This is a genomic window from Delftia sp. JD2 (assembly GCF_001682645.1).
GTDB lineage: Bacteria > Pseudomonadota > Gammaproteobacteria > Burkholderiales > Burkholderiaceae_C > Comamonas > Comamonas acidovorans.
In genome coordinates this window covers 17,388-30,085 of record NZ_LFJT01000075.1, presented here as the reverse complement: position 1 = coordinate 30,085, position 12,698 = coordinate 17,388, and the positions used below count along the sequence as shown (strand labels likewise).

The following is a 12,698-nucleotide window of genomic DNA, read 5'->3' as shown; positions in this document are numbered from 1 at the left end:
ATGGCCTGCACGCCCGCGAACAGGCGCAATTGGTAGGCGATGAACACGCCGGCTTGCGGCAATTGCTGGTGCACGGCGTCAAACATCTGCTGCGCCGATTGCACGTCGATGCGCTTCACGCCGCGCGGCGTGCGCAGGTGCACGGGCCCGGCCACCAGGGTCACCTGGGCGCCCGCATCGCGGGCGGCGCGCGCAATGGCAAAGCCCATCTTTCCGCTGGAATGGTTGGTGATGCCGCGCACGGGGTCGATGGCCTCGAAGGTCGGGCCCGCCGTGACCAGCACCTGGCGGCCCTGCAGCAGCTTGGGCGTGAAGAAGGCAGCCAGCTCCTCCATGATTTCCTCGGGCTCCAGCATGCGGCCGTCGCCCACCTCGCCACAGGCCTGGTCGCCCGTTCCCACGCCCAGCACCAGCGCACCGTCGGCCGCCACCTGCGCCAGATTGCGCTGCGTGGCCGGGTGCGCCCACATCTCGCGGTTCATGGCAGGCGCCAGCAACAGGGGCACGCGGTCCATGGGGCGAGCCAGGCACATCAGGCTCAGCAGCTCGTCGGAACGGCCCTGCACCAGGCGTGCGATGAAGTCGGCGCTGCAGGGCGCGATCAGCATGGCATCGGCCTCGCGACTGAGGTTGATGTGGGGCATGTTGTTGGGCTCGCGCGCGTCCCACTGCGAACCATAGACCGGACGGCCGGACAGCGCCTGCATGGTCACCGGCGTGATGAACTGCTCTGCCGCCTCGGTCATCACCACCTGCACGGTGGCCCCGGCCTGCACCAGCAGGCGCACCAGCTGGGCAGATTTGTAACAAGCCACGCCTCCGGAGAGGCCGAGCACCAGATGTTTACCTGCGAACACTTCAGTCATGGCGCGCAATTTAGCAGAGCCGGAGCATCCGAGCAGCCCCGCGCGGCGCGGCGAATTCGGCGGCGCATCTATAATCCTGCTTTACCACCACCAATAAAAGACATGACCAAATTTGTCTTCGTCACAGGCGGTGTGGTGTCTTCCCTGGGCAAGGGAATCGCCTCAGCCTCCCTTGCTGCGATCCTCGAATCGCGCGGCCTCAAAGTCACCCTCATCAAGCTGGATCCCTACATCAACGTGGACCCGGGCACCATGTCGCCCTTCCAGCACGGTGAAGTGTTCGTGACCGATGATGGCGCCGAGACCGATCTGGACCTTGGCCACTACGAGCGTTTCATCGAAACGCGCATGAAGCAGTCCAACAACTTCACCACCGGCCGCATCTACCAGAGCGTTCTGGAAAAGGAGCGCCGCGGCGACTACCTGGGCAAGACCGTGCAGGTGATCCCGCACGTGACCAACGAAATCCAGGAGTACATCAAGCGCGGCGCCGGCCTGGGCACGCCTGACGCTGTCGATGTCGCCATCTGCGAAGTCGGCGGCACGGTGGGCGATATCGAGTCCCTGCCCTTCCTCGAAGCCGTTCGCCAGCTGGCCCTCAAGCAGGGCCCCAACAACACGGCCTTCGTGCACCTGACCTACCTGCCCTGGATTGCCACGGCCGGCGAGCTCAAGACCAAGCCCACGCAGCACACCGTGCAGAAGCTGCGCGAGATCGGCATCCAGCCCGACGCCCTGCTGTGCCGCGCGCAGCACCAGGTGCCGGAAGAGGAGAAGGAAAAGATCTCGCTGTTCACCAACGTTCCCGAGTGGGGCGTGATCTCCATGTGGGACGTGGACACCATCTACAAGGTGCCCCGCATGCTGCACGAGCAGGGCCTGGACGGCCTGATCTGCGACAAGCTGCGCCTGAACACGCCGCCCACCAACCTCAAGCGCTGGGACGACCTGGTCCACGAGACCGAGCACCCGCAGGGCGAGGTCAAGATCGCCATGGTCGGCAAGTACGTCGAGCTGTCGGACGCCTACAAGTCCGTCAACGAGGCGCTCAAGCACGCCGGCATGCAAAGCCATGTGGCAGTGAAGATCACCCACGTCGATTCCGAGACCATCAGCGACGCCAATGCGCGCGACAAGCTCTCGCAGTACGACGCCATCCTCGTGCCCGGCGGCTTCGGCTCGCGCGGCGTGGAAGGCAAGATCTCCACGGCCCGCTACGCCCGCGAGAACAAGGTGCCCTACCTGGGCATCTGCCTGGGCATGCAGGTGGCCACCATCGAATACGCCCGCCACGTGGCCGGCCTCGAAGGCGCCAACTCCACCGAGTTCGATCCCAAGTCCGCCAACCCCGTGATCGCCCTGATCACCGAGTGGAAGGATGCCGACGGCACGGTCAAGACCCGCGACGAGAACTCCGACCTGGGCGGCACCATGCGCCTGGGCGCGCAGTCCTCCGACGTGCAGGCCGGCACGCTGGCCCACAGCATCTACGGTGACGTGGTCACCGAGCGCCACCGCCACCGCTATGAAGCCAACGTCCAGTATCTGGACCAGCTGCGCGAAGCAGGTCTGGTGATCTCGGCGCTGACGCAGCGCGAGCAGCTGACCGAGATCGTCGAGCTGCCCAAGGAAGTTCACCCCTGGTACATCGGCGTGCAGTTCCACCCCGAGTTCAAGTCCACGCCGTGGAGCGGCCACCCGCTGTTCAATGCCTTCGTGAAGGCTGCGATCGAACGCCAGAAGGCGCCGCGCAAGCCCTGATCCCCGCAACGCCGCCCACCATTTCCCAAGGAATCCCCACCATGAAACTCTGCGGCTTCGATGTCGGCCTCGACCGGCGCTTCTTTCTCATTGCAGGCCCCTGCGTCGTCGAGTCCGAACAGCTGCAGATGGACGTGGCGGGGCATCTCAAGGAAATCACGGCGGCCCTGGGCATCCACTTCATCTTCAAGAGCAGCTACGACAAGGCCAACCGCAGCTCGGGCGCCAGCTTTCGCGGCCCGGGCATGGACAAGGGCCTGGAGATCCTCGCCAAGGTGAAGAAGGACCTGCAGGTCCCCATCCTGACCGACGTGCACACCGAGTCCGAAATCCCGGCCGTGTCCCAGGTCGTGGACGTGCTGCAGACGCCGGCCTTCCTGTGCCGCCAGACCGACTTCATCCGCGCCGTCGCCCAGTCGGGCCGGCCGGTGAACATCAAGAAGGGCCAGTTCCTGGCCCCGCATGACATGAAGAATGTCATCGACAAGGCCCGTGCGGCTGCAAAGGAAGCCGGCCTGCCCGAGGACAGCTTCATGGCCTGCGAGCGCGGCGCCAGCTTCGGCTACAACAACCTGGTCTCGGACATGCGCAGCCTGTCCATCATGCGCGAGACCGGCGCGCCCGTCGTCTTCGACGCCACGCACAGCGTGCAGCTGCCCGGCGGCAACGGCACCAGCAGCGGCGGCATGCGCGAGATGGTGCCCGTGCTCTCGCGCGCGGCCGTGGCCGTGGGCGTGGCGGGCCTGTTCATGGAAACCCATCCCAACCCTCCCTGCGCTCTCAGCGACGGCCCCAACGCCGTGCCGCTCAAGCACATGAAGGCACTGCTCGAAACCCTGGTCGCGCTCGACGACGTGACCAAGAAGAACGGCTTCCTCGAAAACGACTTTGGAGTCTGACCCATGGCCAGCGGCTACATCATTGCGTCCGTCACCGTCACCAAGCCCGAGCAGTACGAGGAATACCGCAAGTGGAGCACCGAGGCCATGCGCGTGCATGGCGCCGAAGTCTGCGTGCGCGGCGGCAAGGTCGAAGTGCTCGAAGGCGACTGGAACCCCGGCCGCACCGTGATCCTCAAGTTCCCCAGCTTCGAGGCAGCCCGGGCGTTCTACGACACCCCCGAATACCTGCGTGCCCGCGAGGCGCGTGAAGGCGCATCCATCATGCGCATGGTCTGCGTGGAAGGCGTCTGACGGCCAGCCACCCCGGCTCGTCAAGAGCGCAGCGCATACAAAGCCATACAACCAATTTGTGCACAATAGCCGCCGCCCGATCGCAGATACTGCGCCGCGGAGCACGGCTGTGCCCGGCGGCACGGCAGCCTGCCACGCCACCGACCACCCATACCGCTTGCCCGGCAAGCACCAGGGCGCAACCTCACCGGAACCCGCCTGAACACCGATTTCAAAAACCGCAAAGGAAATGCCATGAGTGCAATCGTTGACATCGTAGGCCGCGAAGTGCTGGACAGCCGCGGCAACCCCACCGTCGAGTGCGACGTGCTGCTGGAATCGGGCGTGATGGGCCGCGCCGCCGTGCCTTCGGGTGCGTCCACCGGCTCGCGCGAAGCCATCGAGCTGCGTGACGGCGACAAGAGCCGCTACCTGGGCAAGGGCGTGCTCAAGGCCGTCGAGCACATCAACACCGAGATCTCCGAAGCCGTGCTGGGCCTGGACGCCTCCGAGCAGGCCTTCCTGGACAAGACCCTGATCGACCTGGACGGCACGGACAACAAGGGCCGCCTGGGCGCCAACGCCATGCTGGCCGTCTCCATGGCCGTGGCCCGCGCCGCCGCCGAAGAAGCCGGCCTGCCGCTGTACCGCTACCTGGGCGGCATGGGTGGCATGCAGCTGCCCGTGCCGATGATGAACGTCATCAACGGCGGCGCGCACGCCAACAACAGCCTGGACCTGCAGGAATTCATGATCATCCCCGTGGGCGCGCCTTCGTTCCGCGAAGCCGTGCGCTGGGGTGCCGAAGTCTTCCACGCGCTCAAGAAGATCATCCACGACAAGGGCATGAGCACGGCCGTTGGCGACGAAGGCGGTTTTGCGCCTTCCGTGGAAAACCACGAAGCCGCCATCCAGCTGATCCTGCAGGCCATCGAAAACGCAGGCTACACGGCCGGCGAACAGATCGCCCTGGGCCTGGACTGCGCCGCCAGCGAGTTCTACAAGGACGGCATGTACGTGCTGGCCGGTGAAGGCAACCTGACGCTGACCGCCACCCAGTGGACCGACATGCTGGCCGGCTGGTGCGACAAGTACCCCATCATCTCCATCGAGGACGGCATGGCCGAAGGCGACTGGGATGGCTGGAAGATCCTGACCGACCGCCTGGCCGCCAAGGTCCAGCTGGTGGGCGACGACCTGTTCGTCACCAACACCAAGATCCTGAAGGAAGGCATCGACAAGAAGATCGCCAACTCCATCCTGATCAAGATCAACCAGATCGGCACGCTGACCGAAACCTTCGCCGCCATCGAAATGGCCAAGCGCGCAGGCTACACGGCCGTGATCTCTCACCGCTCGGGCGAAACCGAAGATTCGACGATTGCCGACATCTCGGTGGGCACCAATGCCGGCCAGATCAAGACCGGCTCGCTGAGCCGTTCGGACCGCATCGCCAAGTACAACCAGCTGCTGCGCATCGAGGAAGACCTGGGTGACATCGCCCACTACCCCGGCCGCGAGGCTTTCTACAACCTGCGCTGAAAAGCGTTAGGCTTGCAAGCCATCGGGCCTGCAAGCCTTTTTCCTTTCCGCAACATCTGCTGCCATGGTCAACCGCGTCGTCCCCCTTGTCCTGCTCGCCCTGCTCGCCGCCGTGCACGCGCAGTTGTGGCTGGGCCATGGCAGCGTGGCCTACGTCAAGGAACTGCAGCAGCAGATCCACGACCAGAACGTGGCCAATGCCCTGGAAAAGGCCGAGAACGACCGCCTGGCCTCCGAAGTCAACGACCTCAAGGACGGCCTGGCCATGGTCGAGGAAAAGGCCCGCAGCGAGCTGGGCATGGTCAAGCCCAACGAGATCTTCGTGCAGATCGTGCGGCGCTGAAGGTTGGGATTTTTTGCACCAAGGCCGGCTTCATGCCGGCCTTGTGCTTTTGCAACAAGGCGCCTGCGCCCGTTACCGGGCCCGCGCTCAAGCCGAGACAGGTACTTGGACACAGACCGCTTGCCCCCGCCCCCGGTGATTCTTCTGGGATCGCCGCCCGCGCTCGCGCTTTCCATGGCCCATGCACTGCGCCAGGCCTGGCGGCACCACGGAGCATCTCCCACTGACTGGCAATGCCTGGCGGCCGAGCCGGGGCAGTCTCTGCCGGAACATGGGGCCGTCTACCTGCTGGGAATGGATTGGAGAGCCTCCGTCACCGAGCACGAAGGGGTGAGCAATGGCCCGGCCGCCCAGCTCCAGCATTGGCGCGACCAATTGCAAAGCCAGTCACGCGACTACGTGGTGCTCTACGGCAATACCGCCCGGCAATGGCAACAGCTGGCCGAGTCGCTCAGGCTCAAGGCTCCGCAAATGGACTGGTCCTGGCTGCCCGCAAGCCCCGCGCAACGCAGCGCGCGCCTTCGCCCCTACGGCTGCGAGCAATGCAGCGACCCGGACTGCGAGCGGCGATTGTTCGACGCGCTGCGCAGCGGGCGGGACTGACTCCGAGCGTATTTACTGGACGTTCGTCGAGGTCGGCGGCTGCTTGCCGGCCTCGGTGAACAGCTGGGCGGCATCGATGGGATCGAACTCGTACTGCTTGCCGCAGAAGTCGCAGCCCACCTCGATATTGCCGCGCTCCTCCAGGATGCTGTCCACCTCTTCAATGCCCAGCGAAACCAGCATGGCGCCCACGCGCTCACGGCTGCAGGTGCAGGCAAAGCGCGGGCGCTCTTCGTCCTGCTGGGGGACGAAGCGCATCAGCTTTTCTTCCCAGAACAGGCGCCGCAGGATGGTTTCCACATCCAGCGTGAGCAGTTCGTCACGCGTCAGGCTGGCGGCCAGCGTGGCGATGCGGTTGTAGTCCTCGTTCAGGCCGATGGCGTCCTGGCCCGATTGCTCGCTTTCGGTAGCGGAGGCCAGGTTGGCCTCGCCCTTGACCGGCATGCGCTGGATCAGCAGGCCGGCAGCCAACTGGTCATTGGCGGCCAGCACCAGCACGGTGTCCAGCTGCTCGGACTGCAGCATGTAATGCTGCAGTGCATCGGACACCTTGGAGAACCTGCGGCCTTGCGCATCCTGCAGCGGCACCACGCCCTGGTAGGGCTGCTGGCCCGGCTGGCGCCCCTTGGGATCCAGCGTGATGGCGCAGCGGCCACCACCATTCACATTGAGCAATTGCTCCAGCGTGGCGCCTTCGGGCGCCTCCCCGATCAGGGTGGCGGTGGCGCGCAGGCCGAAGTCGGACTGCACCTCGGCCACGGCCAGCTTGACCGGGCCGTCGCCCATGACCTGGAAGACCAGGGCGCCGTTGAACTTGATGTTGGACTGCATGAGCACGCCGGCAGCCGCCATTTCGCCCAGCAGTTCGCGCACGGCAGCGGGGTAGGCGCCGGTCTCTCCGTTGCCCGCGCGGCGTTGCAGGATTTCCTGCCAGGCGTCGGTGAGGCGGACGATGGAGCCGCGCACGGGCAGGCCTTCGAAGATGAATTTATGCAGTTCAGACACGCTGATGGATTCCGTAAAAAAGTGCCGGGCCTCGCTCAGCCCAGCTTGCGCAACCCGGTCTTGAACCGGCGCGCATTATCGACATAGTGTTGGGCGCTGCGGCGCAAGCCTTCGATCTGCTCGGGCGTCAATTGGCGCACGGCCTTGGCCGGGCTGCCGATGATCATCGAGCCATCGGGAAACTCCTTGCCCTCGGTGATGAGGGCGCCTGCGCCGACCAGGCAGTTCCTGCCGATCTTCGCGCCGTTGAGCACCACGGCACCGATGCCGATCAGCGACTCGTCGCCGATGGTGCAGCCATGCAGCATGACCTGGTGGCCCACGGTCACATGGCGCCCCACGACCAGCGGCTTGCCCAGGTCGGCATGCAGCACGCTGGCGTCCTGGATGTTGCTTCCCTCGCCGATGGAAATGCTCTCGCAGTCGCCGCGCAGCACGGCGCCGAACCAGATGCTGGCGTCTTCAGCCAGCTGCACATTGCCCATGACCTCGGCGCTGTCGGCCACCCAGGCCGATGCTGCCACTTCAGGGGCCACTCCATCCAGTTCATAAATCGCCATGGGTCTTTGTCTCCGTCAATTATTGGTGATGGCAGGAAACCTAGAATTGTAGGGATGGAGTTACGTCACCGCGCCCTTGAGGTTTTGTGCCTCCCGGACCCCGAAGAAAAGGCCGCCGCCGCGTTGGACATGTATGCACGGCAGGCGCTTTATTCAATAGCGGCGCAGGCACCGGCCCTGCCCGATCCCGCACCGGACCTGCCGGGCCGCCCGCTGCGGCCCGAGCTGCGCCACCACACCGCCGTTGCAAGGCGCTCGCCGGCCACGCCCGAAGGCCGGGCCGTGCTGATCCACGCCATTGCCCACATCGAGTTCAACGCCATCAATCTGGCGCTGGATGCCGTCTGGCGCTTTGACGGCATGCCGCAGCAGTACTACCTGGACTGGCTGCAGGTGGCCGCCGAGGAGGCCAAGCACTTTCGCCTGCTGCGCGAGCATCTGCGCGCGCACCTGGGCCACGACTATGGCGATTTCCCGGCCCACCAGGGCCTGTGGACCATGTGCGAGAAGACCGCGCATGACGTGGTGGCCCGCATGGCCCTGGTGCCACGCACGCTGGAGGCACGGGGCCTGGACGCCACGCCCCAGATCCAGAACAAGCTGCGCAACACGCGCGCGCCCGATGCGCTGGCGGCCGTGGACATCCTCGACATCATCCTGCGCGAGGAAGTGGGCCATGTGGCCATAGGCAACCACTGGTACCGCTGGCTGTGCGAGCGTGAAGGCCTGGAGCCGGAGGCGCACTACCAGCACCTGACGCAGCGCTACGAGGCGCCGCGCCTGCGCCCGCCCTTCAACGAGCGCGCGCGCCGCGCCGCTGGCTTCACCGATACCGAACTGGCCTGGCTGCAGCAGGTCTGAAGAAAGACTGCCGCAGCCGCGCGGACAGGCCCGTCCCGTCCGCATGGCCGCACAATGGTTTACAAACTAGGATGGGTCCGACTCCGCAATCGGACTTGTCCCAGCAGACACTGCCTGTCGGCATATTTATTCAGAACATTCCTACAATCAGATCTGCTGCTTACCGTGCCTCATCGACCGAACACTCCATGACCGAATTGCCTGTCCATCTCTTCAACGATGCCCCTGCGGCCAGCCCCGCGTCCACAGACCGGGGAATGATCGCGCGCCAGGCCATCGTCAACGGGGTGCAGCAGATCATCGGCTACGAGCTTTTCAACCGTTCGCGCGCCTACCCGGACCATACGGCGGCCTCGGACGTGTCCCTGGTGTTCACGGCCCTGTCGCATGCCGGCGAGGAGGACCTGGTCGGCACCAAGTTGATGTTCGTCAACTGCACGCATGAAAGCCTGGCCGGCGGGCATCTGGAGCTGCTCAACCCCGACAAGGTGGTGCTGGAGATCCCGCCGCTGGGCCTGGCCGCACAACAAGAGGTGCAGGCCCGCCTGCCCATCCTCAGCAATCTGCGCGCGCGCGGCTTCAACCTGGCCTTCAATCACACGGTGCTGGAGTCCGCCTATGCGGCCTGGCTGCCCCTGGCCGACTACATCAAGTTCGACCTGTCCGTGCTGGCCCCTGACCAGTTGGCCGTGCTGGTCAACTTCGCTGGCCGCCACACGCGCGCCGAGCTGATCGCCGAGAAGGTGGAAAGCGCACAGCAGTACGAGCAGGTGGGCCGCCTGGGCATTCAGCTGTTCCAGGGCTTCTGGTTTGCGCGGCCCACGGTGGTGCGCACCAAGCTGCTGTCGCCCTCGCAGCAAAGCATCGTCCAGCTGCTGAATCTGGTGCGCCAGCAGGCCAGCACCGATGCCATCGAGGATGTGCTCAAGAAGGATGCGGGCCTGGCCTTCAACCTGATGCGCCTGATCAATTCCGTGGGTTTTGGCGTGCAACGCGAGATCACCTCCTTCCGCCAGGCCGTGATGCTCATGGGCCTCAAGAAGCTGTTCCGCTGGGCGGCCATGCTGCTGACCGCATCGCGCAACGGCGGCCCGCCGCCGGCCATCGGCCAGACCGCCGTGATCCGCGGGCGGCTGATGGAGCTGCTGGCCCAGGAATCGCTGAGCGAGGAAGACTCCGACCAGGCCTTCGTCGTCGGAATCTTCTCGCTGCTGGGCAGCATGCTGGACCTGCCGCAGGATGTGGCCATGAGCCTGATCCCCGTGCCCGATGCCGTCTCCGCCGCCGTGCTGCGCCACGAAGGCGTGCTGGGCGAGCTGCTGATCCTGGCCCAGGCCTGCGAAGCCAGCGACGACGCAGCCTTCAACCGCAGCGCAGACGCACTGCGCCTGAGCAGCCAGCAGATCAACTGGGCCCATCTGCAGGCCCTGGCCTGGACCGATCAACTGGCAGACAGCTCGCTATAGTCATGAGCTATCGCACGCAACTCAACGCCGCCGCTCCTTCATCTTTCTCAGCTTCCAAATGACTACCAACGACAACTCCTCCGCTCCGCCACCACCCCTGCCAGAAGGAGTGGAGGACGGACAGGTGGCCGTCATTGCGCGCCAGGCCATCGTCAACGAGGCGCGCGATGTCTTCGGCTATGAACTCTTCGATCGCTCCACAGCCCAGCATGCGCACACGGCGGCCTCCGATGCCGCCCTGCTGTTCAACGCACTGTCGTATGCGGGAGCCGAGGCGCTGGTGGGCAAGAAGACGGTCTTCATCAATTGCACGCATGACAGCCTGGCCGGCGGCCACCTGGAACTGATCCACCCCGACAAGGTGGTGCTGGAAGTGACCACGCTGGGCGAGAACGCCACCACAGCCGATATCGAAGAGCGCCTGCCCACCTTCCAGGCCCTGCGCCAGCGCGGTTTCCGCCTGGCCTTCAACCAGCACCTGCTGCGCCGCGCCTATGCCAGCTGGCTGCCTGCGGCCGCATTCATCAAGCTGGACATGCAGACCTTTGCACTGGCCGATGCCGAGACCCTGGTGAATTTCGCGCGCGCCCATACCAATGCCCAGATCGTGGCCGAAAAGGTCGAGACCTCCGAGCAGTTCGAGCGCATGCGCGACCTGGGCGTACGGCTGTTCCAGGGCTTCTGGTTCGCCCAGCCGCAGCTGGTGCAGGCGCGCACCATCCGCCCCACGCAGGCCACCATCATCCAGCTGATCAACCTGGTGCGCCAGCAGGCCAGCACGGACGAGATCGAGGCCCTGCTCAAGAAGGACCCCACGCTGTCCTTCAACCTGCTGCGCTTCATCAACTCCTCGGGATTCGGCCTGTCCTGCGAGATCACTTCGTTCCGCCACGCGGTGATGATCCTGGGCCTCAAGAAGCTGTTCCGCTGGGCGGCCCTGCTTTTGACCACTTCGCGCGCGGGCGGCACGCCACCGGCCGTGGGCCAGACCGCCGTGGTGCGCGGACGCCTGATGGAGCTGCTGACGGCCGAGCTGCTCTCGCCCGAGGAATGCGACAACGCCTTCGTGGTGGGCGTGTTCTCGCTGCTGGACGTGATGCTGGGCCAGCCCATGGAAAAGGCGCTGGAATCCATCGCCCTGCCCCAGCCCGTGATCGATGCGCTGGTGCACAACAAGGGCGTGTTCGCGCCCTTCCTGGAGCTGACGCGCGCCTGCGAAAGCGGCGACGACGAAGGCTTTGCGCGCGCCGCCAACGCCTTGCAGCTGTCCAACCACCAGGTCAACTGGGCGCATCTGCAGGCACTGGCCTGGGCCGACAACCTCACGGCGGACGACGCCACGGTCTGAACGGGTCAGCCACCATGGCAAAGGGCTTGCGGCCGTGAAGCCGCAAGCCCTTTTTGCATGCCACGCGCCGCAGCGAGCGGTATCAGTTCAGCTTGATGCCTGCAGCCTGGATGATGCGCGCGTTGGACTGGGACTCGGCCTCGATCTGGCGCGCGAAATCCTCGGCCTTGCCGCCCGTGGCCACGTTGTCGGTGGCCTCCAGCTTGGCACGCATGTCGGGCTGGGTCAGCACCTGGTTGATCTCGGCATTGAGCCTTTGCAGCACGGGCGCGGGCGTTCCTGCGGGCGCGAAGATGCCGAACACCGAGGTCATGTTGGCGCTCTTGTAGCCCAGCTCGGCCAGCGTGGGCACGCCGGGCAGCGACTCCAGGCGCTGGGGGGCGCCCACGGCCAGGGCCTTGAACTTGCCCGCCTTGATGTGCTGCAGCACGGCCGGCCCGGCGTTGGTGGAGAGCACCTCGAACTGGGCGCTCAGGCCATCATTGAGCTGCTGGCCGCCGCCCTTGTAGGGGATGTGCGTGATCTTGGCCTGCGAGGCATACATGATCTGCTCGAGCATGATGTGGCCCAGCGATGCCAGGCCGGCCGTGGCCCAGCGGACTTCGCCGGGTTGGGCCTTGGCCTGCGCCACCAGTGCCTTGAAATCGGTCGCCGTGGAGCGGGCCGTGCCCAGCAGCAGCACGGGCGAATACATCACGCTGGTCACGGGCACGAGATCGCGCTGCGGATCGAACAGCGGCTTGCCCAGGTGCGGGCTCAGCGTCAGCGGGCTGATGGAGGAAAAGCCCAGCGTATAGCCATCAGGTGCGGCCTTGGCCACCAGGTCCAGACCGATGGCGCCGCCGGCGCCGGCCTTGTTGTCCACCACCACGGGCTGGCCCAGGCGGGCGGCCAGCTTCTCGCCCAGGGCGCGCGCCACCACGTCGCTGACGCCACCGGCCGGATAGGAAACCACCACGCGGATGGGCCGGCTGGGCCAGGCGGCATCGGCGGCCGACGCGGACATCGGCAAGGCCGCAGCAGCGACCGTCGCCGCCAGCATGGAAGTCACCAGCACATGCCGGCGCAGGAAATCAGTCATCGAAAACTCCGCAGAAACACATCGAACACGGCGGTGATTGTTCTGCAAAGCGCATATCCCCGGGACAGGCTTTGCCACTTCGACGATTTC

At 65.5% G+C, this 12,698-nt stretch carries 13 protein-coding genes; 9 read left to right on the top strand and 4 right to left on the bottom strand.

The window, feature by feature from the left end; all coding sequences use genetic code 11:
• Positions 1–866: bifunctional phosphopantothenoylcysteine decarboxylase/phosphopantothenate--cysteine ligase CoaBC (coaBC, locus tag ACM14_RS26935; protein WP_065347858.1), on the bottom strand; the 866-nt coding region annotated here is incomplete at its 3' end.
• 102 nt (positions 867–968) lie between these two features.
• Between coaBC and ACM14_RS26930 the strand changes: the two genes are divergently transcribed.
• The 6 genes from ACM14_RS26930 (at position 969) to ACM14_RS26905 (ending at position 6,287) form a co-directional block, all read left to right on the top strand.
• Positions 969–2,627, top strand: a complete 1,659-nt coding sequence (locus tag ACM14_RS26930; protein ID WP_012206904.1) for a CTP synthase — start codon at positions 969–971, stop codon at positions 2,625–2,627.
• A gap of 41 nt (positions 2,628–2,668) precedes the next feature.
• The gene (gene kdsA / locus ACM14_RS26925; RefSeq protein ID WP_012206905.1) at positions 2,669–3,526 is read left to right on the top strand and encodes a 3-deoxy-8-phosphooctulonate synthase; all 858 of its coding nucleotides are present in this window, start codon (positions 2,669–2,671) and stop codon (positions 3,524–3,526) included.
• 3 nt (positions 3,527–3,529) lie between these two features.
• Positions 3,530–3,820, top strand: a complete 291-nt coding sequence (locus tag ACM14_RS26920) for a DUF1330 domain-containing protein (protein WP_012206906.1) — start codon at positions 3,530–3,532, stop codon at positions 3,818–3,820.
• Between the two features lie 234 nt (positions 3,821–4,054).
• On the top strand, positions 4,055–5,341 hold the full coding sequence (gene eno / locus ACM14_RS26915; RefSeq protein WP_065347855.1) for a phosphopyruvate hydratase: 1,287 nt from the start codon (positions 4,055–4,057) through the stop codon (positions 5,339–5,341).
• 64 nt (positions 5,342–5,405) lie between these two features.
• Positions 5,406–5,684, top strand: a complete 279-nt coding sequence (ftsB, locus tag ACM14_RS26910; protein WP_012206908.1) for a cell division protein FtsB — start codon at positions 5,406–5,408, stop codon at positions 5,682–5,684.
• A 294-nt stretch (positions 5,685–5,978) separates the two neighbouring features.
• Complete coding sequence (locus tag ACM14_RS26905) at positions 5,979–6,287, top strand: hypothetical protein (RefSeq protein ID WP_254662149.1); 309 nt, start codon at positions 5,979–5,981, stop codon at positions 6,285–6,287.
• 12 nt (positions 6,288–6,299) lie between these two features.
• On the opposite strand, the gene ACM14_RS26900 is transcribed toward ACM14_RS26905, so the two are convergent.
• Both ACM14_RS26900 and ACM14_RS26895 read right to left on the bottom strand, forming a co-directional pair.
• Positions 6,300–7,292 (bottom strand): Hsp33 family molecular chaperone HslO, encoded by a 993-nt coding sequence (locus ACM14_RS26900; RefSeq protein ID WP_012206910.1) that lies wholly within the window; start codon positions 7,290–7,292, stop codon positions 6,300–6,302.
• A gap of 35 nt (positions 7,293–7,327) precedes the next feature.
• Positions 7,328–7,852, bottom strand: a complete 525-nt coding sequence (locus ACM14_RS26895; protein WP_012206911.1) for a gamma carbonic anhydrase family protein — start codon at positions 7,850–7,852, stop codon at positions 7,328–7,330.
• Positions 7,853–7,906: 54 nt separating this feature from the next.
• Here ACM14_RS26895 and ACM14_RS26890 point away from each other — a divergent pair, with 54 nt between their 5' ends.
• From ACM14_RS26890 to ACM14_RS26880, 3 genes are all read left to right on the top strand, one after another.
• Positions 7,907–8,713 (top strand): ferritin-like domain-containing protein, encoded by an 807-nt coding sequence (locus tag ACM14_RS26890; RefSeq protein WP_013801101.1) that lies wholly within the window; start codon positions 7,907–7,909, stop codon positions 8,711–8,713.
• Between the two features lie 188 nt (positions 8,714–8,901).
• Positions 8,902–10,179, top strand: a complete 1,278-nt coding sequence (locus tag ACM14_RS26885) for an EAL and HDOD domain-containing protein (protein WP_013801100.1) — start codon at positions 8,902–8,904, stop codon at positions 10,177–10,179.
• A 58-nt stretch (positions 10,180–10,237) separates the two neighbouring features.
• Complete coding sequence (locus tag ACM14_RS26880) at positions 10,238–11,527, top strand: EAL and HDOD domain-containing protein (protein ID WP_012206914.1); 1,290 nt, start codon at positions 10,238–10,240, stop codon at positions 11,525–11,527.
• Between the two features lie 82 nt (positions 11,528–11,609).
• Here ACM14_RS26880 and ACM14_RS26875 read toward each other — a convergent pair whose 3' ends face one another.
• A complete protein-coding gene (locus ACM14_RS26875; RefSeq protein WP_013801099.1) occupies positions 11,610–12,608 on the bottom strand; it encodes a tripartite tricarboxylate transporter substrate binding protein in 999 nt (332 codons plus the stop codon).
• Between the last annotated feature and the right edge of the window lie 90 nt (positions 12,609–12,698).